Here is a 25,949-nt window from a genome sequence, read left to right on the forward strand (position 1 = left end):
ATCGTCAGGACGGACATGACCCGCCTCGTCACCTTTGCGGACGGTACGACCGTTCCCGCCCTCGGCCAAGGCACCTGGGAGCTGGGCGACGACCCAGCCTGGCGCGATGAGGAGCAGCAGGCCCTGGCGCGCGGCATCGACCTGGGCATGACCCTGATCGACACGGCCGAACTCTATGGCGACGGCCGCTCGGAACGGCTGGTGGGAGAGGTCATCGCCGGGCGGCGCGACGAGGTCTTCCTGGTCTCCAAGGTCCGACCCGAGAACGCGTCCGAGATGAAGATGATGCTGGCCTGCGAGAAGTCGCTGGAACGGCTCGGCGTCGAGCGGCTGGACCTCTATCTGCTGCACTGGGAAGGCAACGTCCCGCTGGAGGAGACCGTCGAAGCGTTCCGCGACCTGGTGGACGAAGGGATGATCGCCCGCTGGGGCGTGTCCAACCTGGATCTGCGCGCCATGGAGCAGTTGATGGAGATCGAGGGGGGCGAGGACTGCGCCGCCAACCAACTGCTCTACAATCTCGCCTCACGCGGGGTGGAGTTCGACCTCTTCCCGTGGATGCAGGCGCGCGACATGCCGATGATGGCCTATTCGCCGCTTGGGCGGGGCGAACTGCTGGAACAGCCCCTGATCCGCGACATCGCCAATCGCCATTCCGCCAGCCCGGCCCAGGTGGCGCTGGCCGCCGTCCTGCGCCACGACGGCGTCATCGCCATCCCCAAGGCCAGTTCCGTCGAACACGTCGAGGCCAACGCCGACGCCCTTGAGATCCAATTCGACATGGAGGATCTGGAACGGCTGGATGCAGCCTTCCCGCCCCCGAAACACGCCGTGCCGCTGGATATTATCTAGCCGCCAGCGACGATCGTCAGCCGCCGGGCCCGCTCATCGTCTGTATACGGAACAACTGGCCCGCGCCCCCAGACCGGATCGGGCCAGAGACCGTCGTCGCGTCGGCGGCCGACCACATGGACATGCAGCTGCGCCGTTACATTGCCGATGGCGCCGACGTTCAGCTTTTCGACCGAACCCAGCCGCCGAACCAGCCCCCCGGCCCGCACCGTCTCCTCCATCAAAACGGCCCGCTGTTCGACGCTGAGGTCTTCCAGCTCCACCGCCCCCTCGACGCGCGGGATCAGGATCAGCCAAGGAAAGCGGGCGTCGTCCTGAAGCCGCACATGGCACAAGGGCCATTCGGCGGCGGCGACCGATCCCGCCTCGAAGGCGGGTGCGACGGAAAACCCCATCAGTTCAGTCCGTAGATGACGCAGGCGCTGTCGGTCATCACCTGCAAGGGCGGTTGCAGCGCCAGCCGCGCCGCCTCAATCTGGGCCTCGCTGGGCGCGCCGCCTCCGGGTGGGGGCGGAGCTGGCGGCGCGGCATATTCCATGCGCGCTTGCGAGCGCGACCCCGTCACCACGATGTCGTCCACCGTCGTCTCCTGCCCGCCCCCTGCGGCGTATGAAGGCCAGCCCGCCAGCACGTCCGTCTGGCAAACCCGCCCCGACGGATCGATGATCTTGACCCGCCCGAGGGTCGCGCCCGCATTGGTCGCCGCCGCCTCGGCCCGGCGGCGCGCATCCTTCATCGCCTCGGCCTGCAGATTGGCCTTCCAGCTGTTGTCCGGCTCCAGGTTGAAGTTCACTTGTCCGATCGAGGTCGGACGCGAGGCCACGATGGTCGCATAGACCCGTTCGATCAGGCGCACGTCGCGCACCGTCACATTGACCGAGGCGTCGGCCTGATAGCGGGCCACGCGGTCGGCGCGAGTGTTGTCGCGCATCACCCCGTTTTCGTCGCGGTACTGGTCATAGAGCGGGCGCGTGGTGACGCTGGTCTCGACCCGCACCTTGTCCGCGCCATAGGCTGACAAGGCCTGGCTCAGCGCCCGAACCTGATCGGCGGCGGCGCGCGAGGCCTCGGCGACGCTGCGGTCCACCGACTGGAAGCTGGCCGAAACGAAGGCGCGGTTGGCCTGAATCTCGACCCGCACCTGGCCAACCGAGGCGATGACCGGATCACGCATCCACCAGGGCGCGGGGATATAGCGGTCGCCGATGGTCGCGGGCGGCGTCTGGGCCAGCACAGGCGTGGCGACCGACGCCAGCAGCAGGGCGAAAGCGAATGAACGGCGCATCGAAATCCTCCGGTTTTCGCCGGACCTTCGCAAGCCTGACCAAGGCCGTAAAGCGAGGTTCTTGCGACAGCCGCGCGAGGGGTCTAGACCGCCCGCACGATTAATCCCCTTTCGCACACGCAATAAACGGAGACATCCATGGCTCGCGCGAAGATCGCCCTTATCGGCGCCGGCATGATCGGCGGAACCCTGGCCCACGTGGCCGCGCGCGAAGCCCTGGGCGACGTGATCCTGTTCGACATCGCCGAAGGCACCCCGCAGGGCAAGGCGCTGGACATCGCCGAGGCCTCGGCCGTCTTCGGCCAGGACGTGGCCCTGAAGGGCGCCAACGACTATGCCGACATCGCGGGCGCCGACGTCTGCATCGTCACCGCCGGCGTGCCGCGCAAGCCGGGCATGAGCCGCGACGACCTGATCGGCATCAACCTGAAGGTCATGAAGGCCGTCGGCGAGGGCATCAAAGCCCACGCCCCCAACGCCTTCGTCATCTGCATCACCAACCCGCTCGACGCCATGGTCTGGGCCCTGCAGAAGTTCTCGGGTCTGCCCAAGGAGAAGGTGGTCGGCATGGCCGGCGTGCTGGACTCGGCCCGCTTCGCCTACTTCCTGGCTGAAAAGACCGGCGTGTCGGTGCAGGACATCCACGCCTGGACCCTGGGCGGTCACGGCGACGACATGGTGCCGATGGTGCGCCACTCGACCGTCGGCGGCCTGCCCCTGCCGGACGCCGTCGCCGCCGGCTTCCTGTCACAGGACGAACTGGACGCCATCGTCGAGCGCACCCGCAAGGGCGGCGGCGAGATCGTGGCCCTGCTGAAGACCGGCTCGGCCTTCTACGCCCCGGCGGAATCCGCCATCGCCATGGCCAAGTCCTATCTGCTGGACCAGAAGCGCGTCCTGCCCTGCGCCGTCTGGCTGTCGGGCGAATACGGCCTGTCGGACCTCTACGTCGGCGTTCCCGCCCTGATCGGCGCCGGCGGCGTCGAGAAGATCGTCGAGTTCACCACCAACGACGAAGAAAAGGCGATGTTCGAAAAGTCCGTCGCCTCGGTCCAGGGCCTGCTGCAGGCCTGTAAAGATATCGACGGCTCGCTGGCGTAAGCCACGCGACGATCGAACGACGAAGGGCCTGCGGAGCGATCCGCAGGCCCTTTTTCTTTTCACTCCTCCCGTTGGGAGAGGAACATCATTGCGGCGGGACGTAGCCCATGCCTGCCGCAAACTTGGGCAGCAGTTGCAGCCAGATCGTCAACGGGTCCGCCAGTTGCGTCACGCCTTCGCCCGACAGCACGACGACATCGTACTGCACCGTCGCGGTCGGCGTGTCGGCCTCAGTATGGAAGGCTTTCAGATAGCGGTTGTCGCGGTTCCAGGCGTTCACCTTGTCCAGCGTCGCCCCGGCCCCGGGCACAACGGCGCTGAACTGAACCTCGCCGCAGCCCGACGCTTCACAGCCGTAGAAGAAGACCGCCCAGGTCAGGCCCGCATTGGTCACGGTGAAGAAGGTAAGGCCGTTCTCGGTCTGCACCGGCCCGACCCGCCCGCCCAGCCCGGTGATCCACGTCCCGACCTCGCCCGGCGTCAGACCGCGACTGGCCGCAGCCTGCGCAGTCTGGGCTAAAGCTCCTCCCGCCGTCAGCGGCGATAAGGTCAAAGAAACGGCGGCAGCGAGGGCGAGACGGCGCATGGAAACACTCCGAGGGTCAGCCCTACCCTAGCCGTCAGTCGCGGACGTGCGCCAGCCAGTCCTTGCTCTGCATTTCGTTGAAGCGCGACACGGTGCGCTCGAACTCGAACGCCCCCACCCCTTCGGTATAGAGCGCCTCGGGCTTGGCCGCCGCCAGCACGATCAGCTTGGTCTTGGCCTCATAGAGGGCGTCCACCAGGGTCACCAGACGCCGCGCCTCGTGGTGGTTGGCCGAACTCAGGATCGGCACGTCTTCCAGGAACAGGGTGTGGAACCGCTGGGCGATGGCCAGATAATCCTGCGGCCCCAGCGGCCTGGCGCACAGCTCGGCAAACGTCGCCCTCGCCATCGATCCCACGGTGCGCTGCACCACCACATCGCGGCCCAACACGCTCAGGTGCGCCGGTTCTTCCGGCTCGCCCCCCTTCAGCTCGCGCCATAACGCCTCGAACGCCGCGCGGTCGTCCGGCGTGTGCCAGACCTGGGCCGAGGTCATCCGGTCCAGCCGCCAATCCCGCGTCCCGGCCGTCTCGACCACCACGCAGCGCTCGCGGATGATGTCGATGAAGGGCAGGAAGAGTTGGCGGTTGATGCCGTTCTTGTAGAGCTCCTCCGGCGCGCGGTTCGAGGTGATGGCCAGCACCACCCGATCCTCGAACAAGGCTTCGAACAACCGGCCCAGGATCATGGCGTCAGCGATGTCGGTGACCTGCAGTTCGTCGAAACACAGCAGCCGGGCTTCCGACGCGATCAGCTTCGCGATCGGCGGGATAGGATCGTCGCCCTTATGCGTGCCGAACACGGCCTTGCGGGTCTTCGCATCCCCCTCGCGCCACTGTTTCACCAGATCGTGAATGCGGGCCATGAAGGCGTGAAAGTGCGCGCGCGTCTTTCGCGGCTCAGGCGTCGCCGAATAGAACAGGTCCATCAGCATCGACTTTCCGCGTCCGGGCGGGCCGTAGAGATAGACGCCCCGCACCTCCGGCGCCTTGCCGAACAGGCCGCGTTTGGCCAGATCGACCTCCAGCCGCTCCAGCGCCGTGATCACGCTCTCCTGCGCCGGATCGGGCGTCAGCACGCCCTCTTCCACGCGGATGTCGTAGGCGTTGCGGATACGGGAGGTCATGGGAGGACTGCTTAAAGCCCGGCACAGTGAAAAGCGATTGCTTCGCGGCTGCGAACGCCTAAATGCACAGCACACACCAAACCGCGCTCAAGCAGCAAGGCTCCGCTGAGCCGAGCGGTAGCGCGTCCGAAGGACCAAGCATCATGGGTTATCGCGTCGCCATCGTCGGAGCCACGGGCAATGTGGGCCGCGAAATGCTGAACATCCTCGAGGAGCTGGAATTCCCCGTCGATGAAATCCACGCCATCGCCTCGCGTAAGTCCAAGGGCGTCGAGGTCTCCTTCGGCGACAAGACCATCAAATGCCAGGACATCGAGCAGTTCGACTTCTCGACCGTCGACATCGTCCTGATGTCCGCCGGCGGCGACGTCTCGCGCGCCTGGTCGGAAAAGATCGGCAAGGCCGGCCCCATCGTGATCGACAACTCCTCGGCCTTCCGCAAGGACGCCGACGTGCCGCTGATCGTGCCCGAGGTGAACCCCGACGCCATCAAGGACGCGACCAAGAAGAACATCATCGCCAACCCCAATTGCTCGACCATCCAGTTGGTGACGGCGCTGAAGCCGCTGCACGATGCGGCCAAGATCAAGCGGGTCGTGGTCTCGACCTATCAGTCGGTGTCTGGCGCCGGCAAGGAAGGCATGGACGAGCTGTGGAACCAGACCAAGGCCATCTACGGCCTGGGCGACGCCACGCCCAAGAAGTTCCCCAAACAGATCGCCTTCAACGTTATCCCCTACATCGGCTCCTTCCTCGAGGACGGCTCCACCGACGAGGAGAAGAAGATGTCGGACGAGACGCACAAGATGCTGGACCCCGACATCAAGGTCACCGTCACCTGCGTGCGCGTGCCCGTCTTCGTGGGTCACTCCGAGGCCGTGAATGTGGAGTTCGACCGCCCCATCGAACCCGACGAGGCCCGCGCCATCCTGCGCGAGGCGCCGGGCGTGCTGGTCATCGATAAGCAGGAGCACGACGGCTATATCACCCCCGTCGACGCGGCCAGCGAACACGCCGTCTATGTCAGCCGCATCCGCAAGGACACGACCGTCGAGAACGGTCTGAACCTTTGGGTCGTGTCCGACAACCTGCGCAAGGGCGCCGCCCTCAACGCGGTCCAGATCGCCCAGCTGCTGGACGAGACCGGCGTGATCAAGTCGTCGTCGGGATATCGTTCGATCACGGTCTAGGCGGTCTCAACCGTCATGAACGCCCACGCACCCCCTGCCGACGGCCGCGCCGTCGGCACGGCCATCGCCTGCTACACTCTGTGGGGGCTTCTGCCGCTGCTGTTCATGGCGATGGCGGCGCACGGCTTCGGCGCGCCCGAAATCCTGGCGCACCGGGCGGTCTGGTCGGTCTTCGTTGCCGGCCTGGTCCTGCTGCTGGCCGGGCAATGGGGCGAGGCGCGCCGGGTGCTGGCCACGCCGCGCACCCTGGCCTGGCTGGCCGTGTCCGCGCTGCTGATCGGCACGAACTGGAGCCTCTACGTCTTCGCCACCACGCATCACGCGACGCTGGAGGCCAGCCTCGGCTACTATATCAATCCCCTGCTCAATATGGCGGCCGGCGCCGTGCTGTTCCGCGAGAAGATTGACCGCTGGAGCGCGCTCGCCATCGGTCTGGCCGCCATCGGGGTCGTGATCCAGACCATCGCCCTCGGGCATCTGCCGATCATCGGCCTGACCCTGGCCGTCACCTTCTGCGCCTATGCGGTGATCCGAAAACGCGTGCCCGCCTCGGCCCAGACCGGTCTGTTCGTGGAATGTCTGGTGCTGCTGCCCATTGGCGCGGTCTTCCTGGCCTGGTTGACCACCCACAGTCAGGCGGTCGGATTTGCCTCGCCCTCCGGCCTGGTCTGGGCGCTGGTGAACGGCCCGGCGACCGTGATCCCGCTGGCGCTGTTCGCCTGGTCGGCGCGGCGTCTGCCCCTGTCCACGGTCGGTTTCATCCAGTTCCTGGCCCCGACGCTGCAGTTCGCCTGTGGCGTGGCGACCGGCGAGCCGCTGACCCTGCTGCGGATCGTCTCCTTCGTCTTCATCTGGGCCGGCGCCGGCGTCTTCGCCGTGGCCGCCTTCAATCGCAGCCGCGCCGCACGCGAGGCGTTGAAGACCACGGCGGAACCGGCGTAGCCTTAGCTCACACGGAGGCGAGGCCATGACGACCGCCCAACCGGGCCCCTGCGAAGGCGGACAGGTCCACGCCGCCGCCGAACCGGCCCATCCGCTGTCGGCGGCGCGCAAACGCTGGGTGCTGGCCGCGACGGTGCTGGGCTCCAGCCTGACCTTCATCGACGGCTCGGCCCTGGGCGTCGCCCTGCCCGCCGTGCAGCGGGATCTCGCGGCCGGTACGGCGGCGGTGCAGTGGGTGTCGAACGCCTATCTGCTGACCCTGGGCGCCCTTGTTCTGATCGGCGGTGCGGCCGGCGATCGGTTCGGCCGCCGGCGGATCTTTTTGATCGGGGTCGCGATCTTCGCCCTGGCCTCCATCGGCTGCGCCCTGGCGCCCACCGTCCAGGGCTTGGTCGCCGGCCGGGCGATCCAGGGGATCGGTGCGGCCCTTCTGACGCCCGGCGCCCTGGCGGTGATCGGCGCGACCTTCCCGCCCGAGGAGCGCGGCAAGGCCTTTGGAACCTGGGCCGGGTTCGGGGCCCTGACCGGCATGGTCGGGCCGCTGATCGGGGGATGGCTGGCCGACGCTGCCGACTGGCGCGCCATCTTCTGGATCAACGTCCCGCTGGCGATCCTGACCGCTGTGGTGACCCTAGCCGCCACGCCCGAGAGCCGCGATCCCGACGCGCGCGGTTTGGATGGTCTGGGCGCAGTTCTGGCCGTCGCCGGACTGGGCGCCCTGACCTGGGCCCTGACCGCCGCGCCCGATCTGGGGTTCGCATCGCCCGTCATACTGGCCGGACTTGTCGTGGGCGCGGCGCTGCTGGTCGCCTTCGTCTGGGCCGAGGCGCGCCAGAGCCACCCGATGATGCCGCTGGGCCTGTTTTCGTCTTCGGTGTTCAGCGGGATCAATCTGCTGACCCTGCTGCTCTATTTCGCCCTGGGCGGGGCGATGTTCTTCCTGCCCTTCGATCTGATCCGGGTGCACGGCTGGAGCGCGACCGAGGCCGGCGCCGCCATGCTGCCCTTCGCCGCCGTCATGGGCCTGTTTTCCGGCCTCGCTGGACGGGTCGCCGATCGGTTCGGCGCGCGTCTGTCGCTCAGCGTCGGGCCGGCGCTGGCGGGGATCGGACTGGCGCTTCTGGCTGTGCCTGAGCCGGGCGCGGGCTATGTCGACGGACCGCTGGCGGGGATGACGGTGCTGGCGATCGGCATGACCCTGGCGGTCGGCCCTCTGACGGCGACGGTGATGGGGGCGGTCAAGGCGGGCCACACCGGCGTGGCCTCGGGCGTCAACAATGCGGTGGCGCGCGTGGCCAGCCTTCTGGCCGTCGCCCTCTTGGGCCTGGTGCTGTCAGCGGTTTTCGCCGGGGCCGCCAATCTGCCTGACGCCCGCGCCCAGCTGGCCCAGGTCATGTCGGGCGCCGAGATCACGCCCGTCGTCCGCGACGCCTTCCACGCGGCGTTTCGGGCCGTGATCCTGACCTGCGCCGGCTGCGCGGGCTTGGCCGGCCTGATCGGTCTGTTGACCGCGCCCGGCCCGGTTCAGAAGGCGGCGTAAAGCGCGTCCAGCAAACGCTTGGGGCGGGGGTCGCCGATCAGGTGCGGCGACTGGCGCGTCATCACATAGGCCGCCGACAGCTTCCGCGACGGATCCGCCATGGCCATCGATCCGCCCCAGCCGTAATGGCCAAAGGCGTCGTTCGGCCCGAACACCTTGAGCCCGTCATTGCGCATCAGCCCCGCCGCCCAGCTGATCGTATAGGGCAGCACCTTGTCCGGCCCATGGATGCGCTCGCGCGTCAGCTGATCCAGCGTTCCCGCCGACAGCACCGACCGGCCGTCCAGCACGCCGTCATTGGCGACTACACCCAACATCTTCGCCAGCCCCAGCGCCGTGCCGTGCAGATTGGCCGACGGGATCTCCATCTCGCGCCAGGCCGCCGAACCGCGCCCGCCCGGCGCCGAGCCGCGATCCAGGAAGGCCGCCTGTTTGATCGGATCGATGGTCCCCAGGCTGGGCGCCGCCGTGGGTTTGCGCATCTGCGCCACCCGTCCATGCTCGCTTTCCGGCAGGCCGATCCACAGGTCCAGCCCCGCGAAGTCCTGGCGCAGCGCCTGGCCCATCGTCCGCCCCGTCGCGCGGCGATAGACGTCATTGGCCAGATAGCCGACGGTGATCGGGTGATAGCCCGAGGCTGAACCCGGCGCCCACATCGGCGCTTGGGCCGCCAGACGCGACAGAACCGCGGACACATCGAACCAGATCGTCGGATCGACCGCTTCGGAAAAGCCCGGCAGGCCCGACTGGTGGCTCATCAACTGGGCGACGGTGACCTCCGCCTTGCCCGCCGCGCCGAACTCGGGCCACAGCGAGGCGACCGGCTGGTCATAGTCGATCTGCCCGGCCTCGACTGCGCTCGCCATCAGGATGGCCATCACCGCCTTGCCGGTCGAAAACACCGAGGTCAGGGTGGTGTCGGTGAACGGCGTCGTCCTGGCCGTATCCGCATGGCCCGCCCACAGATCGACGACCGTCTCGCCCTCGACCAGCACGCTGAACCGCGCCGCCTGCTCGTTCAGCCCCTCGGGCGCGGCGGTGAAGTTGGCGGCGAACGCCTCGCGCACGGCCTCGAAACCGGGTGCGCAGACGCCGTGGATGTCGATGAGGTCGGTCATGGGGCGGTCCTAGCGCGGCCATCGCCCACGAAAAAGGCCTCCCGCCGAAACGGGAGGCCTCAAATCGTTCGATCCTTCGACAGGATCAGGCCGCAACGACCTCGGTGGCCTGTTCGGCTAAGATGGTCAGGCCTTCGCCGTTCACGTCGGCGAAGCCGCCGTGGACGTCGTACTGGGTCTTGGCGCCGTTGTTATAGACGGTCACCAGACCCTCGCGCAGGGCGGTCATGAAGGGCGCATGATCCGGCAACACGCCGAAGTCGCCCTCGACGCCCGGTGCATCGACCTGGTCCACGAGGCCCGAGAAGACCTCGCGTTCCGGCGAGACGAGGGAGAAGTTCAGCTTGCCGGCCATGATCAGGCTTCCGACGCCATCTTCTCGGCCTTGGCGACGGCCTCTTCGATGGAGCCGACCATGTAGAAGGCGGCTTCCGGCAGGTGGTCGTATTCACCGGCGACGATGCCCTTAAACGAGCGGATCGTGTCGGCCAGCTCGACGAACTTGCCGGGCGAATTGGTGAACTGTTCGGCCACGAAGAAGGGCTGCGACAGGAAGCGCTGGATCTTGCGGGCGCGCGAGACGACCAGCTTGTCCTCTTCCGACAGCTCATCCATGCCCAGGATGGCGATGATGTCCTTCAGGCCCTTGTACTGCTGCAGCACTTCCTGAACCGAACGGGCGACGTTGTAGTGTTCGTCGCCGATGACCAGCGGGTCCATGATCCGCGAGGTCGAGTCCAGCGGGTCGACGGCCGGGAAGATGGCCTGGGCGGCGATGTCGCGGCTCAGAACCGTCGTTGCGTCCAAGTGGGCGAACGAGGCGGCGGGCGCCGGGTCGGTCAGGTCGTCGGCGGGCACGTAGATGGCCTGGACTGAGGTGATCGAACCCTTCTTGGTCGAGGTGATGCGCTCTTGCAGGTTGCCCATCTCGGTGGCCAGCGTCGGCTGATAGCCCACGGCCGAGGGGATGCGGCCCAGCAGAGCCGACACTTCCGAACCGGCTTGGGTGAAGCGGAAGATGTTGTCGACGAACAGCAGCACGTCCTTACCTTCTTCGTCACGGAAGTATTCCGCGATCGACAGGCCGGTCAGGGCGACGCGGGCGCGGGCGCCGGGGGGCTCGTTCATCTGGCCGTACACCAGGGCGCACTTGGAGCCCTCGGTCGAGCCGCCGTTCTTGGACGGGTCCACGTTCACGTTGGACTCGATCATCTCGTGATACAGATCGTTGCCTTCGCGGGTGCGCTCGCCCACGCCGGCCAGAACCGAATAACCGCCGTACGCCTTGGCGATGTTGTTGATCAGCTCCTGCATGGTCACGGTCTTGCCCACGCCGGCGCCGCCGAACAGGCCGATCTTGCCGCCCTTGGTGTAGGGGCACATCAGGTCGATGACCTTGATGCCCGTGACCAGGATTTCCGACGAGGTCGACTGCTCTTCGAAGCTGGGCGCTTCCTTGTGGATCGGGCGGTATTCGGTGGTGGCGATCGGGCCGGCTTCGTCGATCGGCTGGCCGACGACGTTCATGATGCGGCCCAGGGTGCCCGGGCCGACCGGCGCCTGAATCGACGAGCCGGTGTCGGTCACGGGCTGGCCGCGCGTCAGGCCTTCGGTCGTGTCCATCGAGATGGCGCGGACCATGTTCTCACCCAGGTGCTGGGCGACTTCCAAAACCAGGGTGAAGGGCTCGCCCGTCTTCTGGTCGACGTTCTGGGTGTGCAGGGCGTTGAGGATCGCCGGCAGGTGGCCGTCGAACTCGACGTCGACGACGGCGCCGATGACCTGGGCGATCTTGCCCGAGCCGGCGGCGTTGACGGGAGCGGCGGCCGCAGCGGCCTTGGCGGCGGCGGGCTTGCGGGCGGCGGGCTTCTTGGCGGCGGGGGGGGCGACGGTGTCGGTCATGGTTGGGGTCCGTATCGGAATGTCTGTTCGGTCGGGATCAGAGGGCTTCGGCGCCGGCGATGATCTCGATCAGCTCGGTGGTGATCTGGGCTTGGCGCTTGCGGTTGTACTGCAGCGTCAGGGCGTTGATGAGGTCGCCCGCGTTTCGCGTGGCGTTGTCCATCGCCGCCATCTGCGAACCGAAGAAGCCGGCCTGGTTCTCGTACAGCGCGGCCAGGATCTGGGTCGTCAGCGCGCGCGGCAGCAGGGTTTCCAGGATTTCCTCTTCCGAGGGCTCGTACTCATAGACCGCGCCGTTCAGGTCGATCGGCGCCGCATCTCCCTCGACCACGGCCGGGATCAGTTGCTTGGCCGTCGGGACCTGTTGGATCACCGACTTGAACTGGCTGTAGAACAGGGTGACCACATCGGCCTGGCCCTCTTCGAACGCCGTGGCGATCATTTCGGCGACCGGCTGGGCCGACGGCAGGCCGATCGTCTTGTGGTCCGACAGTTCGAAGGTGTGGACCACCTTGTCGCCGTACAGACGCGCCAGCTGATCGCGCGACTTCTTGCCGACGGCGATGATCTTCACGTCCTTGCCGGCGTTGATCAGGCTGTTGATCCGCTCGCGCGCGGCGCGGATGACGTTGGTCGAGAAACCGCCCGCCAGACCCTTGTCCGCCGTCGCCACCACGATCAGGTGACGCTGGTCCTGGCCCGTGCCCGACAGCATCTTGGGCGCGTCGGCGCCCGAGACGCCGGCGGCCAGATTGGCGATGACCGAGGCCATCTTCTGCGCATAGGGCCGGGCGCTCTCGGCCTGGTCCTGGGCGCGCTTCAGCTTGGCCGCGGCGACCATCTGCATGGCTTTCGTGATCTTCTGCGTGGCTTTCACGCTTCCGATCCGATTGCGCATTTCCTTAAGGCTGGCCATCCGGCGCTACTCTCTCAGCTGTCCGGAGGGGCTCAGGCGAAGGTCTTGACGAAGGCGGCCAGGATGTCCTTCAGCTCGGCTTCGAGGTCCGAGGTCAGGTCCTTCTTGGTGCGGATGCCTTCCAGCAGCGACGCGTGGTTCGCATGGATGCGCGCCAGCAGCTCCTTCTCGAAGCGGCCGACGTCGCCGACCGCGATGCCGTCGATATAGCCGCGCGTGCCGGCGTAGACCGAGACGACCTGCTCTTCCATCGCCAGCGGCGAATACTGCGGCTGCTTCAGCAGTTCCGTCAGGCGGGCGCCGCGCGCCAGCAGCTTCTGGGTCGAGGCGTCCAGGTCCGAGCCGAACTTGGCGAAGGCGGCCATCTCGCGATACTGGGCCAGCTCGCCCTTGATCGAACCGGCGACCTTCTTCATCGCCTTGGTCTGGGCCGACGAGCCGACGCGCGACACCGAGATGCCGACGTTCACGGCCGGACGGATGCCCTGATAGAACAGGTCCGATTCCAGGAAGATCTGACCGTCGGTGATCGAGATCACGTTGGTCGGGATGTAGGCCGAGACGTCGTTGGCCTGGGTTTCGATGATCGGCAGGGCGGTCATCGAGCCCGAACCGTAATCCTCGTTCAGCTTGGCCGAACGCTCCAGCAGGCGGCTGTGCAGGTAGAAGACGTCGCCCGGATAGGCTTCACGGCCGGGCGGACGGCGCAGCAGCAGCGACATCTGGCGATAGGCCACAGCCTGTTTCGACAGATCGTCATAGACGATCAGGGCGTGCATGCCGTTGTCGCGGAAGAACTCGCCCATGGCGGTGCCGGCGAACGGGGCCAGGAACTGCAGCGGGGCCGGTTCCGACGCTGTGGCGGCGACGACGATCGTGTATTCCAGCGCGCCCGACTCTTCGAGGGTCTTGACGATCTGGGCGACGGTCGAACGCTTCTGACCGATGGCGACGTAGATGCAGTAGAGCTTGGCGCTCTCGTCGTCGGTCTTGTTGACGTTCTTCTGGTTCAGGATGGTGTCGACGGCGACGGCGGTCTTGCCGACCTGACGGTCGCCGATGATCAGCTCGCGCTGGCCGCGGCCGACGGGGATCAGGGTGTCGATGGCCTTCAGGCCGGTTTGCATCGGCTCGTGAACCGACTTGCGCGGGATGATGCCGGGCGCCTTAACGTCCACGCGGCGGCGTTCGGTGAACTGGATCGGGCCCTTGCCGTCGATCGGCTCGCCCAGCGGATTGACGACGCGGCCCAGCAGACCCTTGCCGACCGGAACGTCCACGATCTCGCCCAGGCGGCGCACGTCGTCGCCCTCGGCGATGGCGGCGTCGGCGCCGAAGATCACGGCGCCCACGTTGTCGCGCTCGAGGTTCAGGGCCATGCCCTTCACGCCGGCCTTGGTGAACTCGACCATTTCACCGGCCTGGACATTGTCCAGGCCGTGGATGCGGGCGATGCCGTCGCCGACCGACAGCACGCTGCCGACGTCGGAGACATCGGCTTCGACGCCGAAGTTGGCGATCTGCGACTTGAGGATGGCCGAGATTTCAGCGGCGCGGATGTCCATGACGGGCTCTCTGTTCTTCAGTCTTCTGCGGGTGCGCCGTTCAGGCGCGCATTCTTGGTGGCGGGAGCGCGTTTAGGCGCGCTTGAGGGCGAACTTCATCTGGTCGAGCTTGGTCTTCAGCGAGGCGTCGAACAGTTTCGAGCCCACCTTGACCTTCAGGCCGCCCAGGATCGACGGATCGACGCGCGCGGTCAGTTCCGGCGCCTTGCCCAGGCTCTTGGACAGGGCGGCGGTGATGGCGGCGACCTGTTTGGCGTCCAGCGGCTGGGCCGAGACAACCTCTGCGGCGACGACGCCGGCGTGTTTGGCGTAGCGCGCCTCGAATCCGGCGATCACGGCAGGCAGATCCTTGGCGCGATGGTTCTGACCCAGCAGACCCAGGAAGTTGGTCGTGGTCTGCTCGAACTTGGCCTTGGCGGCGATAGCCACCAGACCCTTGGCCTGGTCCGGCGCGGCGATGACGGGCGAGGTGGACAGACGACGCAGGTCGGCGCTTTCGGTCCAGGCCGCCCTCAGCGACTTCAGGTCGGCGCGGACGGCGTCCAGGCGGCCGGTTTCCAGCGCCAGGTCGAACAGCGCCTGTGCGTAGCGATCGCCGACTTCCGTCGTTCTGAAATCATCAGCCACTGATTAGGGTCCGAGGTCGTTGTGTCAGGGTCGCAACCGACTGCGAGGCTCGCAACGGTCAAAAGCTTGAAATGCTTACGGAAAGCACGACGGAGGCCGTATCCGTAAATACGCCCCCTTCAAGCCGGGCGCCTGATAGCACGGGGTTTCGCCGCTCGCAACATTGCGTGAAGGCGCGCCGATGCCGCAGGGCGAGAGCGCGCCGCCGTTTCCTTCCACACAGCGTAGGAACGGCGACCGCGCCCAGGGGGGTGCGACCATGACGCCGCACCCCATCGCTTGATCGGAACCTGCGTCGGCCCTAGCGCTTTCCGCTCAAGCTTTATCCTCCACCAGGAAACCCCATGCTCGACAGCATAACCCCCTTGCTCTCCGATCCGGCCGCCTGGGCCGCATTGGTGACCCTCATCGTGATGGAGGTCGTGCTCGGCATCGACAACCTGATCTTCATCTCAATTCTGTCGAACAAACTGCCCGAGCATCAGCGGCAGAAGGTGCGGCGCATCGGTATCGGCCTGGCGCTGATCATGCGTCTGGCCCTGCTGTCGATCATCGCCTGGCTGGTCGGTCTGGTGCAGCCGGTCTTCACCGTCATGGGCAATGAATTCTCGTGGAAGGACCTGATCCTGATCGCAGGTGGTCTCTTCCTGGTCTGGAAGGCGACCAAGGAAATCCACCACACGGTCGATCCCACCCCCAGCCACGATGTCATGGACAAGAAGGACGTGGTCATCGCCAACGCGGGCGCGGCCATCTTCCAGATCATCCTGTTGGACATCGTCTTCTCGATCGACTCGATCCTGACCGCCGTCGGCATGACCGAGCACCTGCCGATCATGGTCGTCGCCGTTCTGGTCGCCGTGACCGTCATGCTGCTGGCCGCCGACCCCCTGGCCAACTTCATCAACAAGAACCCCAGCGTCGTCATGCTGGCGCTCGGCTTCCTTCTGATGATCGGCATGGTGTTGATCGCCGACGGCTTCGGCTATCATGTGCCCAAGGGCTACATCTATGCGGCCATGGCCTTCTCGGCCGGTGTTGAGGCGTTGAACATGCTGGGTCGCAAATCCGCATCCAAGAAGGAAAAGGCCGAACTGGCCCGCAGCGAGGCGAACGCCGCCGAGGCCCGCGCGCAAAAGGCCGAGGCCGAAGCCGCCGCCGAGCGGGGCTGAGGCTCATGATGCGCCTGTCGTCCCGGCTCGCCGGCCTTATCGCCGGTCTGCTGCTGACGACAGGCGTCGCCCTGCCGGGCAGGGCCGAAGTGCCGGTCCAGTCCTACGAGGTCGTGCGGGCCTATCCGCACGACACGGGGGCCTTCACCGAGGGCCTCTTCTTCCACGACGGCGCCCTCTACGAGAGCACGGGCCTTTATCCGTCCTTCATCCGCAAGGTTGATCTGGAGACCGGCCGCGTGGAGCGTCAGCGCGGCCTGCCGACCATCTACTTCGGCGAGGGCATGACCACGCTGAACGGCAAACTCTACAGCCTGACCTGGCGCAACCACATCGGCTTCATCTGGAAGCTGGACGACTTCTCGCCTCTAGGCGGCTTCTCCTATCCGGGCGAGGGCTGGGCCCTGACCACCGACGGGCGCCGGCTGATCATGAGCGACGGCACAGACCAGCTGCGCTTTCTGGACCCCGAAACCCTGGCCGAGACCGGCCGCGTCTCCATCACCGCCGACGGCCGGCCGCTGGATCAGATCAACGAACTGGAATGGATCGACGGAGAGGTCTTCGCCAATATCTGGCAGGACAACCGCATCGCTCGCATCGATCCCGAGACCGGCTTGGTCAAGGCGTTCATCGACCTGACCGCCCTGGTCCCCAAGGGCGCGAACCTCGACCCCAACGACGACGTCCTGAACGGCATCGCCTGGGACGCGGCGGGCAAACGCCTGTTCGTCACCGGCAAACGCTGGCCGCAGCTGTTCGAGATCAGGCTACGCTGATCCGCACGAAGAAAAGGCCGGACGCTGCGACGCGCCCGGCCCTCTTCTTTTTCAGCCCCTGCCCCCGGCTCAGCCGTGCAGGTCGAACCGGTCCAGCTCCATGACCTTGGTCCAGGCCGCCACGAAGTCCGAGACGAACTTCCCTTCGGCGTCGGCCCCGGCATAGACCTCGGACAGCGCGCGCAACACGGCGTTGGAGCCGAACACCAGATCGACGCGCGTGCCGGTCCACTTGGCTTCGCCCGTCTTGCGGTCGCGGCCTTCGAACACGTCCTTGGCGTCCGAGGTCGCCGTCCACTTCACGTCCATGTCCAGCAGGTTGACGAAGACATCGTTGGCAAGCACGCCCGGCCGCTCGGTCAGCACGCCGTGCGTCGCACCGCCCGTATTGATGTTGATCGCTCGCAGGCCGCCGATCAGCACCGTCATCTCCGGCGCCGTCAGGGTCAGCCGCTGCGCCTGATCGATCAGCAGCGACTCGGCCGGCACGGCATAGCGGGCCTTCTGGAAGTTGCGGAAGCCGTCGGCGACCGGCTCCAGATAGCCGAAGGATTCGACATCCGTCTGCGCCTGGCTGGCGTCGGTCCGGCCGGGCGTGAAGGGCACGCTGGCGTCGTGGCCCGCCGCCTTGGCCGCCTGTTCGACGCCTGCATTGCCGGCCAGCACGATCAGGTCGGCCAGAGACACCTTCTTGCCGCCCGTCTGCGCCTGATTGAACTCGGTCTGGATGCGCTCCAGCGTCTTCAGCACCCGGTCCAGCTGTTCGGGCTGGTTGACGGCCCAATCCTTCTGCGGCGCCAGGCGGATGCGGGCGCCATTCGCCCCGCCCCGCTTGTCCCCGCCGCGGAAGGTCGAGGCCGAGGCCCAGGCCGTGCCCACCAGTTCGGCGGCGCTCAGACCCGAGTCCAGCACCTTGGCCTTCAGAGCCGCCGCGTCCGTCGCGTCGATCAGCGGATGATCCACCTCCGGCACCGGATCCTGCCACAGCAGGACTTCGCTCGGGACTTCCGGCCCCACGTAGCGCGAACGCGGCCCCAGATCGCGGTGCGTCAGCTTGAACCAGGCCCGCGCAAAGGCGTCGGCAAAGGCCTGGGGATCGTTCAGGAACCGGCGCGAGATCTTCTCATATTCCGGGTCGAACCGCATCGACAGGTCGGTCGTCAGCATCGTCGGCCGCTTCTTCTTGGCCGGATCGTGGGCGTCGGGGATGATCTCGCCCGCGTCCTTGGCCACCCACTGATGCGCCCCGGCGGGGGACTTCTCCAGCTCCCATTCGAAGCCGAACAGGTTCTCGAAATAGAAGTTGCTCCACTGGGCCGGCGTCTGGGTCCAGGTGACTTCCAGGCCGCTGGTGATGGCGTCGGCGCCGTGCCCCGTGCCGAAGCTGGAGGTCCAGCCCAGGCCTTGCGCCTCCAAGCCGTCGCCTTCAGGCTCTGCGCCGACGTGGTCGGCAGGGCCCGCGCCGTGCGTCTTGCCGAAGGTATGGCCGCCCGCGATCAGGGCGACCGTCTCCTCGTCGTTCATCGCCATCCGGGCGAAGGTGTCGCGGATGTCGCGCGCCGCCGCGATCGGATCGGGATTGCCGTCCGGCCCCTCCGGGTTGACGTAGATCAGGCCCATCTGCACGGCGGCCAGCGGGTTCTCCAGATCGCGCGAATGCTTGTCGCCGTCCGCATTGTCATCGCTGACCAGCACGGCCTCGTCGCCCGGCTTCACAACACCATCCGAGCCGTGGGCATAGCGTTCGTCGCCGCCCAGCCAGGTCGTCTCGCGACCCCAATAGACGTCCTGATCCGGCTCCCAGGTATCGGCGCGGCCGCCCGAGAAGCCGAAGGTGCGGAAACCCATCGTCTCCAGCGCGACGTTTCCGGTCAGGATCATCAGGTCGGCCCAGGAGATGGCCTGGCCGTACTTCTGCTTGATCGGCCACAGCAGGCGGCGCGACTTGTCGATATTGACGTTGTCGGGCCAGGAATTCAGCGGCGCAAACCGCTGCTGACCCCGCCCGCCGCCGCCGCGACCATCGCCGACGCGATAGGTGCCGGCGCTGTGCCAGGCCATGCGGATGAACTGCGGGCCATAATGGCCGAAGTCCGCCGGCCACCAATCCTTAGAGTCCGTCATCAGCGCGCGCAGATCCGCCTTCAGCGCCTCATAGTCCAGCTTGGAAAAGGCCTCGCGGTAGTCGAACGCCCCCCCCAACGGGTCGGACTTGGTCGAGTGCTGGTTCAGCAGATCGACACGCAGCTGGTTGGGCCACCAATCGCGGTTCTGAACGCCGCCGCCTGCGACCGATCGGGGCGTCCGGCCGGAAAAGGGGCATTTGGCTTCGTCGGTCATGGTGTTTCTCCCTGCTGCTCTGGCGCACGACGGCGAGCGATTTTCCATCGCCCTGTAGATGATGGGGTCATACGACACGGGTCAAACGGATAAAGCCAATCGATTATCCTTGGCGTCAGCATAGGACAGGCCTATTTCGCTTCCATGCTCCCCACGTTGCGCCAGCTCCAGTATCTCAAGCTCCTGGCCGAACACGGCAGCTTCTCGCGCGCCGCCGAGGCCGCTCACGTCAGCCAACCCGCCCTCAGCGCCGGTGTGCAGGAGCTTGAGCGCATCCTGGGCGCGCCGGTGGTCGAACGCGCGCGCGGCGCCGTGATCATGACCGCCGTCGGAGCGGAGGCCGTTCGCCGCGCCGAGGACGTCCTGGCCCGCACTGAGGATCTGGTCGAGGCGGCCAAAAACGCCGGGCGGCTGCTGTCCGGCCGTTTCCGCCTCGGCGTCATCCCCACCGTCGCCCCCTTCCTGCTGCCCGCCAAGCTCCCGTCGGTGAAGGCCGCCTATCCAAGCCTGAAGCTGTTCATCCGCGAGGATCTGACACCCCGGCTGATCGCGGCGCTGAAGGCGGGTCAGATCGACGCGGCGGTCATCGCCCTGCCCTATGACGCGCCGGGCATCGCCCACGCTCGCATCGGCGATGACGAGATCATGGCCGCAGCCCCCGCCGACCATGCCTTGGCCGCGCCCGGCCCCATCCGTCCCGGCTCGCTGCGGGCCGAGGATCTGATCCTGCTGGAAGACGGACATTGCTTGCGCGACCACGCCCTGGCGGCGTTGGACATCGAGGCCCCGCGCGGCGACGACGTCTTTGCGGCCACCAGCCTGCACACCCTGGTTCAGATGGTCGGCTCGGGCCTCGGCGTCTCCTTCCTGCCGAAGATGGCGGTGCAGGCCGGTCTGGCCGACAACCCCTCCGTCGCCATTCGCGCCTTCGAAAACCAGGCCGACGCAGCCCCGCCCCATCGCGAGATCGTCGTCGCCTGGCGCGCCGGCTCCAGCCGCGCCGCCGAGGCCCGGCTGCTGGCCGAGGCCCTGAAGCTAGAGTGAAGCTTGAATGAAACTGGGCTGACACTCGACTGATCGATTGACCTGAGCGCCGAACAGGTCGCTTGGAAGCGGATGGCAACCGAAACCGTCTATATCGTCCAGGCCTATGTCCAGGGCCGGGGCAAGGCCCTGCGCGCAGAACCCCAGGTCGGCTGCAAAGACGCCGAAGAGGCGCGTCGCAAGGCCGAACGGCTGGCGCCGTTGCGTCTGGGCGTCGTCGCCTTCGCCGTCTCGGCCGACACCGAAATGGGCGACTACGACGAAGAGCCGACCATCCTCTTCAAGTCCGGCCAACTCCCGCCGCCGTTCAGCGATCCGGACTGACCGCCAGGCAACCCGCCCCGACAGGTCGCGTTTGCTTTCCTGACAACGGATCGGCGCCGCCCCGGGCGTCCGACCGAAGCTTCAGGACGCTCCATGGCCTATCGCACCCTCAATCCCTTCACCGAACAACTGGTCGAGGACTATCCGGAACACACCGACGACGCCGTCGAGGCCGCCCTAGTTAAGGCCGACGGCCTGTTCCATTCGGATTGGTCCAAGGGCGACATCCAGCCGCGCCTCGCCGTGCTGAAATCCCTGTCGGGCCTTCTGACCGAAAACCGCGACGACCTGGCCCGCACCATGGCCGAGGAGATGGGCAAGCCCTTGGCCCAGGGCCAGGGCGAGATCGATCTGTGCGCCGGCATCGCCGCCTACTATGCCGAGAAGGCCGCCGATTTCCTCTCGCCAGAAAAAATCGACAGCGAACTGGGCGAGGCTTGGGTCGAGTTTCACCCGATCGGCGTGCTGCTGGCGGTAGAGCCGTGGAACTTCCCGATCTATCAGTTGATCCGCGTCGTCGCCCCCGCCATCGCGGTCGGCAATCCCGTGCTCTACAAACACGCAGGCATCGTGCCGCGCTGCGCCGCCCGGTTCGCCGAACTGGTGCGCGAGGCCGGCGCGCCCGAAGGCTTCGTCGCCAACCTCTACATCTCCTCGGAGAAGGTCGCCGAACTGATCGGCGACGACCGCATCCAGGGCGTAGCCCTGACGGGTTCCGAGGGCGCCGGCGCCAAAGTCTCGGCCCGCGCCTCGGAAATGCTGAAGAAGTCCACGCTTGAACTGGGCGGCAGCGATGTCTTCGTGGTGTTGGACGACGCCGACATCGAAAAGGCGGTCGCGGCAGGCGTCGAAGGCCGCCTGTCCAACGCCGGACAGGTCTGCACCGGCTCCAAACGCTTCATCGTCCAGAAGTCGGTCTCCGACGCCTTCATCACCGGCTTCGTCGAAGGCATGAAGAAGGCCGTCATGGGCGATCCGCTGGACGAGGCCACCGACCTGGGCCCGCTGTCGTCCGAGGATGCGCTGAAGACCCTGACCAAACAGGTCGAGGAGGCGATCCAGCACGGCGCCAAGGCGGTGACCGGCGGAAAGCCCGCTGACTGCACCGGCTTCTTTTACGAGCCGACCGTCCTGACGGACGTCGCGCGCGATAACCCGGCCTTCTACCAGGAGTTCTTCGGCCCCGTGGCCCAAGTCTTCGTGGTCGAGGATGACGATGCGGTCGTGGCCCTGGCCAACGATTCCCACTTCGGCCTGGGCGGCTCGATCTTCTCGGGCAACACGGACCGCGCCCGCAAACTGGCCTCTCGGATCGAGACCGGCATGGTCTTCATCAACACCACCACGACCTCCATGCCCGAACTGCCGTTCGGCGGCGTCAAACGCTCGGGCTTCGGCCGTGAGCTGGGCGATGTGGGCATCAAGGAGTTCGTGAACCGCAAGCTGGTGGTCGTCAGCGCCGACTGACCACCGTCCTTTCGGCAAACGGAAAAGGGCCGGCGGATCGCTCCGCCGGCCCTCTTTCTTGTCTGGACGAACCGCGACCTATTCGGCGGCGATCGGCGCTTCGGTTTCCGGGCCGCGCGCTAGGTTGCGCAGCACATAGGGCATGACGCCGCCGGCCAGCAGATAGTCCAGCTCGGTCTGGTTATCGATGCGGCAGCGGACCGGGAAGCGGGCCATCTTGCCGTCCGACGGGCGGAACAGCTCGACCCACAGGTCCTGACGCGGCTTCAGCTTGCCGATATTGGCGTCCGACAGGCCGCGGATCGTGACGATCTCCTCGCCCGTCAGGCCCAGCTTCAGCCAGCCGTCCTGCTTGAACTGCAGCGGCACGACGCCCATCCCGACCAGGTTCGAACGGTGGATGCGCTCGAAGCTTTCAGCGATGACGGCGCGAACGCCCAGCAGGCGCGTGCCCTTGGCCGCCCAGTCACGCGAGGAGCCGGTGCCGTATTCCTTGCCGGCGAAGACGACCAGCGGCCGGCCTTCCGACTGATACCGCATGGCGGCGTCATAGATCGACATGGTGTCGTTCGACGGGAAGTGTTTCGTCACACCGCCTTCGATCTCGGGCGTGATGCGGTTCTTGATGCGGATGTTGGCGAAGGTGCCGCGCATCATGACTTCGTGATTGCCGCGACGGGCGCCGTAGCTGTTGAACTCGGCCGCCTCGACGCCGTGGTTGGTCAGGTAGACGCCGGCGGGCGAGGTCTTCTTGATCGAACCGGCCGGGGAAATGTGGTCGGTGGTGATCGAGTCGCCGAAGATGGCCAGGACGCGAGCCTCGACGATGTCCTGGACCGGGGTCAGGTCCATCGACAGGCCTTCGAAATAGGGCGGGTTGGCGACGTAGGTCGAGCTGTCGTCCCACTCATAGGTCTGACCGCCGGTGACCTTGATCGCCTGCCAGTGTTTGTCGCCCTTGAACACGTCCTTGTAGCGTTTGGCGAACATGGCGGGGGTGACCGACTTCTTCTGGATGTCGGCGATCTCTTGCGAGGTCGGCCAGACGTCCTTCAGGAAGACGTCGTTGCCCTTTTTGTCCTGGCCGATCGGATCCTTGGTGATGTCGATCCGCATCGAGCCGGCGATGGCGTAGGCCACGACCAGCGGCGGCGAGGCCAGATAGTTGGCCTGGACATCCGGGTTCACGCGACCTTCGAAGTTGCGGTTGCCCGACAGGACCGAGGTCGCGACCAGGGCGTTGTCGTTGATCGCCTTGGAGATCGCCGGGTCCAGCGGACCCGAGTTGCCGATGCAGGTGGTGCAGCCATAGCCGACCAGGTTGAAGCCCAGGGCGTCCAGATCCTTCTGCAGGCCGGCGTCGGTCAGATAATCGGTGACGACCTGCGAACCCGGCGCCAGCGAGGTCTTGACCCAAGGCTTGGCCTTCAGGCCCAGGGCGTTGGCCTTGCGCGCCACCAGACCGGCGGCGATCAGCACCGACGGGTTGGAGGTGTTGGTGCAGGAGGTGATGGCCGCGATGACCACGTCGCCGTCGCCGACGGTGAACTTCTGGCCCTCGACCTCGGCACGCGGGGCGTCGGACGGACGGGCGAAGACATCGGTCAGGGCGGTTTCGAAGGCCGGGGCGGCGGTGGTCAGTTCGACGCGGTCCTGCGGACGCTTCGGACCCGCCAGCGACGGCACGACGGTCGAGATGTCCAGTTCCAGCACGTCGGTGAAGACCGGGTCTTCCGAATTCTCGTCGATCCACAGGCCTTGCGCCTTGGCGTAGGCTTCGACCAGGGCGACGCGCGCCTTGTCGCGGCCCGTGGCGGTCAGATAGCCGATGGTCGCGGCCGAGACGGGGAAGAAGCCGCAGGTGGCGCCGTATTCCGGAGCCATGTTGGCGATGGTTGCTTGGTCCTCGATGGTCATGTTCGGCAGGGCGTCGCCGAAGAACTCGACGAACTTGCCGACCACGCCCTTCTTGCGCAGCATCTGGGTGACGGTCAGCACCAGGTCGGTCGCCGTCGTGCCTTCGGGCATCGCGCCCGTCAGCTTGAAGCCGATGACCTCGGGGATCAGCATCGGGATCGGCTGGCCCAGCATGGCCGCCTCGGCCTCGATGCCGCCGACGCCCCAGCCCAAGACGGCCAGGCCGTTGATCATGGTGGTGTGGCTGTCGGTGCCGACGACGGTGTCGGGATAGGCGACGGTCTTCTTGCCTTCGTCCAGGGTCCAGACGGTCTGGGCCAGGTTCTCCAGGTTCACCTGGTGGCAGATGCCGGTACCGGGCGGCACGACGCGGAAGTTGTTGAAGGCCGACGAACCCCAGCGCAGGAAGTTGTAGCGTTCGATGTTGCGCTCGTATTCGCGCTCGACGTTCTGGCCGAAGGCTTTCGACGTGCCGAAGTTGTCGACCATGACGGAGTGGTCGATGACCAGATCGACCGGCACCAGCGGATTGATCTTGGCGGCGTCGGCGCCCAGGGCGCTCATGGCGTCGCGCATGGCGGCCAGGTCGACCACGGCGGGCACGCCTGTGAAGTCCTGCATCAGAACGCGGGCCGGCCGGAAGGCGATCTCGTGCTCGACCGAGCCCTTGTTCTCAACCCAGGCGGCGACGGCCTTCAGGTCGTCTTCGGTGACGGAAACGCCATCCTCGTTGCGCAGCAGGTTCTCCAGCAGCACCTTCATCGAGCGCGGCAGGCGGGAAATCCCGGTCAGACCGGCTTCCTCGGCGGCGGGAAGGCTGTAATAGGCGTATTTCTTACGCCCGACGGAAAGGTCCTGGCGGGTCTTGAAGCTGTCGATCGACGGCATGGAGAGTTCCTCTGGTCAGCGCCGCCCGACAATCCGGTTGCGCCTTCGCGCGGCAGACGCAGCGGCTCACAGGGCCCCTGCGCGCGCGGCGAAAGCCTGCTGCGGCGACCGTGCCTATAGCCCCGCCACGCCGCACCGTCCATGTGTCCACACCCCTGACGTGGACATTGAGAAGGGTTCGCAGATTTGGCGCGGCGGGTGAAACGCGATGATACACACCCTCGCCCTCTCCGGCCTGACCGTCTCGCGCGGCGAGCGTCGGCTGTTTCACGGTCTCGACCTGACCCTGCGCGCCGGCGAGGTGCTGGCCCTGACGGGCGCAAACGGGGCGGGCAAGACCAGCCTGCTGCGCGCGATCGCCGGCCTGTTGCGGCCAGACGCCGGGACGGTCGCCTTCCAGGACGGCGACGGCAATAAGCTGGACGAGCGGCAGGCGCGTGGACGTGAAACCCACTTTCTCGGTCATCTGGACGGGCTGAAGGGCGGCCGCACCGCGCGCGAGGAGCTGGGGTTTCAGTGCGACTGGCTAGGTCACACCCAGTACGGCGTCGACCACGCCGTCGAGGCCTTCGGCCTGAAGCCCCTGATGGACCTTGAGGTCCGGCGTCTGTCCGCCGGTCAGCGCCGTCGCCTGGCCATGGGCCGGCTGGTCGGATCGCCGCGCGCCCTGTGGCTGCTGGACGAGCCCATGGCCCCGCTGGACGCCCGCTGGCGCGAGGCCTTCGCCGAACAGATGAAGCGCCATCTCGACGCCGACGGCCTGATCGTCGCGGCCGTCCACGACCCCCTGCCGCTGCCGACCCGCGCTCTCGACCTGGGGAGTCTGAAATGAGCCGCCGCGACGCCGATCAGGAACCGCGCCCGCCCGGCCTGCGGGGCGCGACGCGCGTCCTGCTGGAACGCGAGCTGGACCTGCGCCTGTTCGTGCGCACCACCCGCAGCCTGCGCCTGACCGGCGAGGGCGCGCTGTACCTGCCCTACGCGCAGGAGGTTCTGGCAACCCTGCGCGAGGGCCAGGCCCGCGTGCAGGGCGAGGACGCCGACCTGCACGGCACCCTGCAGCTGTCGGCGCCGTCGGATTTCGGCCGCAACCTGCTGCTGCCGTGGCTGGCCACGTTCCGCGCCGCGCACCCGCGGCTGCGGCTGCACCTGCGCCTGTCCGACGAGGTGGCCGACGTGTTCCGCGACCCGGTGGACGTGGCGATCCGCCTGGGCCACTTCGACGATGCCAGCTACGTGGCCCTGCCGCTGCTGGAGGGCAACCGCCG

At 66.9% G+C, this 25,949-nt stretch carries 24 protein-coding genes; 12 read left to right on the forward strand and 12 right to left on the reverse strand.

All coding sequences use genetic code 11. The features are described from left to right. Positions 1-15 precede the first annotated feature (15 nt). On the forward strand, positions 16-852 hold the full coding sequence (locus B3T77_RS14190) for an aldo/keto reductase (protein WP_292080480.1): 837 nt from the start codon (positions 16-18) through the stop codon (positions 850-852). On the opposite strand, the gene B3T77_RS14195 is transcribed toward B3T77_RS14190, so the two are convergent. Together B3T77_RS14195 and B3T77_RS14200 are read right to left on the reverse strand one after the other, a co-directional pair. Beyond that, a complete protein-coding gene (locus B3T77_RS14195) occupies positions 849-1,250 on the reverse strand; it encodes an HIT domain-containing protein (protein ID WP_409514548.1) in 402 nt (133 codons plus the stop codon). The genes B3T77_RS14190 and B3T77_RS14195 overlap by 4 nt on opposite strands. Continuing rightward, a complete protein-coding gene (locus B3T77_RS14200; protein WP_292080485.1) occupies positions 1,247-2,137 on the reverse strand; it encodes an SIMPL domain-containing protein in 891 nt (296 codons plus the stop codon). Before B3T77_RS14200 ends, B3T77_RS14195 begins: the two co-directional genes overlap by 4 nt. A 138-nt stretch (positions 2,138-2,275) precedes the next feature. Between B3T77_RS14200 and mdh the strand changes: the two genes are divergently transcribed. After that, positions 2,276-3,238, forward strand: coding sequence for a malate dehydrogenase (gene mdh, locus B3T77_RS14205; protein WP_066553143.1), 963 nt, complete (start codon positions 2,276-2,278; stop codon positions 3,236-3,238). An 85-nt stretch (positions 3,239-3,323) separates the two neighbouring features. Here the strand turns inward: mdh and B3T77_RS14210 are convergent, their stop codons facing one another. Together B3T77_RS14210 and zapE are read right to left on the reverse strand one after the other, a co-directional pair. Continuing rightward, positions 3,324-3,824, reverse strand: coding sequence for a YbjN domain-containing protein (locus B3T77_RS14210; protein ID WP_292080490.1), 501 nt, complete (start codon positions 3,822-3,824; stop codon positions 3,324-3,326). Positions 3,825-3,858: 34 nt separating this feature from the next. After that, positions 3,859-4,950, reverse strand: coding sequence for a cell division protein ZapE (gene zapE, locus B3T77_RS14215; protein WP_292080492.1), 1,092 nt, complete (start codon positions 4,948-4,950; stop codon positions 3,859-3,861). 143 nt (positions 4,951-5,093) lie between these two features. On the opposite strand from zapE, the gene B3T77_RS14220 reads away from it, so the two are divergent. From B3T77_RS14220 to B3T77_RS14230, 3 genes are read left to right on the forward strand one after another with little or no spacing between them, the layout of a single operon-like run. After that, positions 5,094-6,140 (forward strand): aspartate-semialdehyde dehydrogenase, encoded by a 1,047-nt coding sequence (locus B3T77_RS14220; protein ID WP_292080493.1) that lies wholly within the window; start codon positions 5,094-5,096, stop codon positions 6,138-6,140. A 15-nt stretch (positions 6,141-6,155) separates the two neighbouring features. Continuing rightward, positions 6,156-7,082: an EamA family transporter RarD gene (rarD, locus tag B3T77_RS14225; protein ID WP_292080494.1), complete on the forward strand. Its 927-nt coding sequence runs from the start codon at positions 6,156-6,158 to the stop codon at positions 7,080-7,082. A gap of 25 nt (positions 7,083-7,107) precedes the next feature. Beyond that, positions 7,108-8,622 carry a DHA2 family efflux MFS transporter permease subunit gene (locus B3T77_RS14230; protein ID WP_292080495.1) on the forward strand — a complete coding sequence of 505 codons (1,515 nt, stop codon included), beginning with the start codon at positions 7,108-7,110 and terminating at the stop codon, positions 8,620-8,622. Here the strand turns inward: B3T77_RS14230 and B3T77_RS14235 are convergent. The 6 genes from B3T77_RS14235 to B3T77_RS14260 form a co-directional block, all read right to left on the reverse strand. After that, positions 8,607-9,740 (reverse strand): serine hydrolase domain-containing protein, encoded by a 1,134-nt coding sequence (locus B3T77_RS14235; protein WP_292080496.1) that lies wholly within the window; start codon positions 9,738-9,740, stop codon positions 8,607-8,609. The two genes, B3T77_RS14230 and B3T77_RS14235, sit on opposite strands and share 16 nt — an antisense overlap. Positions 9,741-9,825: 85 nt before the next feature. Next, positions 9,826-10,095 (reverse strand): ATP synthase F1 subunit epsilon, encoded by a 270-nt coding sequence (locus tag B3T77_RS14240; RefSeq protein ID WP_017506810.1) that lies wholly within the window; start codon positions 10,093-10,095, stop codon positions 9,826-9,828. 2 nt (positions 10,096-10,097) lie between these two features. Then, the gene (atpD, locus tag B3T77_RS14245) at positions 10,098-11,642 is read right to left on the reverse strand and encodes a F0F1 ATP synthase subunit beta (RefSeq protein WP_292080497.1); all 1,545 of its coding nucleotides are present in this window, start codon (positions 11,640-11,642) and stop codon (positions 10,098-10,100) included. A 37-nt stretch (positions 11,643-11,679) separates the two neighbouring features. After that, a complete protein-coding gene (locus tag B3T77_RS14250) occupies positions 11,680-12,558 on the reverse strand; it encodes a F0F1 ATP synthase subunit gamma (protein WP_045809980.1) in 879 nt (292 codons plus the stop codon). A 32-nt stretch (positions 12,559-12,590) separates the two neighbouring features. Further along, positions 12,591-14,123, reverse strand: coding sequence for a F0F1 ATP synthase subunit alpha (atpA, locus tag B3T77_RS14255; RefSeq protein ID WP_055754289.1), 1,533 nt, complete (start codon positions 14,121-14,123; stop codon positions 12,591-12,593). Positions 14,124-14,195: 72 nt separating this feature from the next. Then, the gene (locus B3T77_RS14260) at positions 14,196-14,750 is read right to left on the reverse strand and encodes a F0F1 ATP synthase subunit delta (RefSeq protein WP_292080498.1); all 555 of its coding nucleotides are present in this window, start codon (positions 14,748-14,750) and stop codon (positions 14,196-14,198) included. 344 nt (positions 14,751-15,094) lie between these two features. Between B3T77_RS14260 and B3T77_RS14265 the strand changes: the two genes are divergently transcribed. Both B3T77_RS14265 and B3T77_RS14270 read left to right on the forward strand, forming a co-directional pair. Next, complete coding sequence (locus tag B3T77_RS14265) at positions 15,095-15,922, forward strand: TerC family protein (RefSeq protein ID WP_055807309.1); 828 nt, start codon at positions 15,095-15,097, stop codon at positions 15,920-15,922. Positions 15,923-15,927: 5 nt separating this feature from the next. Further along, positions 15,928-16,701, forward strand: coding sequence for a glutaminyl-peptide cyclotransferase (locus B3T77_RS14270; protein ID WP_292080499.1), 774 nt, complete (start codon positions 15,928-15,930; stop codon positions 16,699-16,701). Positions 16,702-16,770: 69 nt separating this feature from the next. Here the strand turns inward: B3T77_RS14270 and katG are convergent, their stop codons facing one another. Beyond that, entirely contained in the window at positions 16,771-19,041 is a 2,271-nt protein-coding gene (gene katG / locus B3T77_RS14275; RefSeq protein ID WP_292080500.1) for a catalase/peroxidase HPI, read from the reverse strand. Between the two features lie 144 nt (positions 19,042-19,185). Here katG and B3T77_RS14280 point away from each other — a divergent pair, with 144 nt between their 5' ends. From B3T77_RS14280 to B3T77_RS14290, 3 genes are all read left to right on the forward strand, one after another. Further along, positions 19,186-20,085 carry a hydrogen peroxide-inducible genes activator gene (locus B3T77_RS14280; protein WP_292080501.1) on the forward strand — a complete coding sequence of 300 codons (900 nt, stop codon included), beginning with the start codon at positions 19,186-19,188 and terminating at the stop codon, positions 20,083-20,085. A 72-nt stretch (positions 20,086-20,157) separates the two neighbouring features. Then, positions 20,158-20,409 carry a hypothetical protein gene (locus tag B3T77_RS14285; RefSeq protein WP_055807296.1) on the forward strand — a complete coding sequence of 84 codons (252 nt, stop codon included), beginning with the start codon at positions 20,158-20,160 and terminating at the stop codon, positions 20,407-20,409. A gap of 93 nt (positions 20,410-20,502) precedes the next feature. Continuing rightward, positions 20,503-21,876: an NAD-dependent succinate-semialdehyde dehydrogenase gene (locus tag B3T77_RS14290; protein ID WP_292080502.1), complete on the forward strand. Its 1,374-nt coding sequence runs from the start codon at positions 20,503-20,505 to the stop codon at positions 21,874-21,876. A 78-nt stretch (positions 21,877-21,954) separates the two neighbouring features. Here the strand turns inward: B3T77_RS14290 and acnA are convergent, their stop codons facing one another. Next, positions 21,955-24,681 (reverse strand): aconitate hydratase AcnA, encoded by a 2,727-nt coding sequence (gene acnA / locus B3T77_RS14295; protein WP_292080503.1) that lies wholly within the window; start codon positions 24,679-24,681, stop codon positions 21,955-21,957. A gap of 208 nt (positions 24,682-24,889) precedes the next feature. On the opposite strand from acnA, the gene ccmA reads away from it, so the two are divergent. Together ccmA and B3T77_RS14305 are read left to right on the forward strand one after the other, a co-directional pair. Further along, a complete protein-coding gene (ccmA, locus tag B3T77_RS14300; protein WP_292080504.1) occupies positions 24,890-25,513 on the forward strand; it encodes a heme ABC exporter ATP-binding protein CcmA in 624 nt (207 codons plus the stop codon). Beyond that, positions 25,510-25,949: LysR family transcriptional regulator (locus B3T77_RS14305; protein ID WP_292080505.1), on the forward strand; the 440-nt coding region annotated here is incomplete at its 3' end. The genes ccmA and B3T77_RS14305, both read left to right, overlap by 4 nt.

Source organism: Brevundimonas sp. UBA7838 (assembly GCF_002500885.1).
In the GTDB taxonomy this organism is placed as follows: domain Bacteria; phylum Pseudomonadota; class Alphaproteobacteria; order Caulobacterales; family Caulobacteraceae; genus Brevundimonas; species Brevundimonas vesicularis_C.

What these genes read in the sequence shown, in the direction of transcription:
- rarD (WP_292080494.1), top strand. Translation starts at nt 6,156, where the DNA reads ATGAACGCCCACGCACCCCCTGCCGACGGCCGCGCCGTCGGCACGGCC.
- B3T77_RS14235 (WP_292080496.1), bottom strand. Translation starts at nt 9,740, where the DNA reads ATGACCGACCTCATCGACATCCACGGCGTCTGCGCACCCGGTTTCGAG.
- B3T77_RS14270 (WP_292080499.1), top strand. Translation starts at nt 15,928, where the DNA reads ATGATGCGCCTGTCGTCCCGGCTCGCCGGCCTTATCGCCGGTCTGCTG.
- zapE (WP_292080492.1), bottom strand. Translation starts at nt 4,950, where the DNA reads ATGACCTCCCGTATCCGCAACGCCTACGACATCCGCGTGGAAGAGGGC.
- B3T77_RS14220 (WP_292080493.1), top strand. Translation starts at nt 5,094, where the DNA reads ATGGGTTATCGCGTCGCCATCGTCGGAGCCACGGGCAATGTGGGCCGC.
- ccmA (WP_292080504.1), top strand. Translation starts at nt 24,890, where the DNA reads ATGATACACACCCTCGCCCTCTCCGGCCTGACCGTCTCGCGCGGCGAG.
- B3T77_RS14230 (WP_292080495.1), top strand. Translation starts at nt 7,108, where the DNA reads ATGACGACCGCCCAACCGGGCCCCTGCGAAGGCGGACAGGTCCACGCC.
- atpA (WP_055754289.1), bottom strand. Translation starts at nt 14,123, where the DNA reads ATGGACATCCGCGCCGCTGAAATCTCGGCCATCCTCAAGTCGCAGATC.
- acnA (WP_292080503.1), bottom strand. Translation starts at nt 24,681, where the DNA reads ATGCCGTCGATCGACAGCTTCAAGACCCGCCAGGACCTTTCCGTCGGG.
- B3T77_RS14200 (WP_292080485.1), bottom strand. Translation starts at nt 2,137, where the DNA reads ATGCGCCGTTCATTCGCTTTCGCCCTGCTGCTGGCGTCGGTCGCCACG.
- mdh (WP_066553143.1), top strand. Translation starts at nt 2,276, where the DNA reads ATGGCTCGCGCGAAGATCGCCCTTATCGGCGCCGGCATGATCGGCGGA.
- B3T77_RS14290 (WP_292080502.1), top strand. Translation starts at nt 20,503, where the DNA reads ATGGCCTATCGCACCCTCAATCCCTTCACCGAACAACTGGTCGAGGAC.
- B3T77_RS14250 (WP_045809980.1), bottom strand. Translation starts at nt 12,558, where the DNA reads ATGGCCAGCCTTAAGGAAATGCGCAATCGGATCGGAAGCGTGAAAGCC.
- katG (WP_292080500.1), bottom strand. Translation starts at nt 19,041, where the DNA reads ATGACCGACGAAGCCAAATGCCCCTTTTCCGGCCGGACGCCCCGATCG.
- B3T77_RS14285 (WP_055807296.1), top strand. Translation starts at nt 20,158, where the DNA reads ATGGCAACCGAAACCGTCTATATCGTCCAGGCCTATGTCCAGGGCCGG.
- B3T77_RS14190 (WP_292080480.1), top strand. Translation starts at nt 16, where the DNA reads ATGACCCGCCTCGTCACCTTTGCGGACGGTACGACCGTTCCCGCCCTC.
- B3T77_RS14210 (WP_292080490.1), bottom strand. Translation starts at nt 3,824, where the DNA reads ATGCGCCGTCTCGCCCTCGCTGCCGCCGTTTCTTTGACCTTATCGCCG.
- B3T77_RS14265 (WP_055807309.1), top strand. Translation starts at nt 15,095, where the DNA reads ATGCTCGACAGCATAACCCCCTTGCTCTCCGATCCGGCCGCCTGGGCC.
- atpD (WP_292080497.1), bottom strand. Translation starts at nt 11,642, where the DNA reads ATGACCGACACCGTCGCCCCCCCCGCCGCCAAGAAGCCCGCCGCCCGC.
- B3T77_RS14280 (WP_292080501.1), top strand. Translation starts at nt 19,186, where the DNA reads ATGCTCCCCACGTTGCGCCAGCTCCAGTATCTCAAGCTCCTGGCCGAA.
- B3T77_RS14240 (WP_017506810.1), bottom strand. Translation starts at nt 10,095, where the DNA reads ATGGCCGGCAAGCTGAACTTCTCCCTCGTCTCGCCGGAACGCGAGGTC.